Annotated in this window: 1 protein-coding gene; it reads right to left on the bottom strand. The window is 31.3% G+C overall.

From position 1 onward, the window contains the following. A partial coding sequence (locus EUU22_RS25650) for a hypothetical protein (RefSeq protein ID WP_205687930.1) occupies positions 1-252 on the bottom strand: 252 nt, incomplete at both ends.

Raw genomic sequence — 252 nt, 5'->3', positions numbered from 1 at the left:
CATTCCACAAATACACCCAGAGCCATGATAAAGAATGTTGTTTACAAAAATTATAAATTTCTTTTACTGCTAATTTCCAAATAGAAGTTGAAGAAAGAAATTTCCCATCAGTTGTTGGAATAAGCGGGTGTTGGTGCAAGTGTTTATTCATTAATTCCCAAAGTAATGAACGAAATTCCTTTGGACAGAAAATTATTTTGCCTTCATTTAGAGATGGTCTGAATGATGAATCAATAAAAGGAAATAATCGTT

It is taken from the genome of Ciceribacter ferrooxidans (genome assembly GCF_004137355.1).
Taxonomy (GTDB): Bacteria; Pseudomonadota; Alphaproteobacteria; order Rhizobiales; family Rhizobiaceae; genus Allorhizobium; species Allorhizobium ferrooxidans.
Note: the sequence above shows the minus strand (reverse complement) of the source record. Positions and strands in the feature narration are given on the sequence as shown.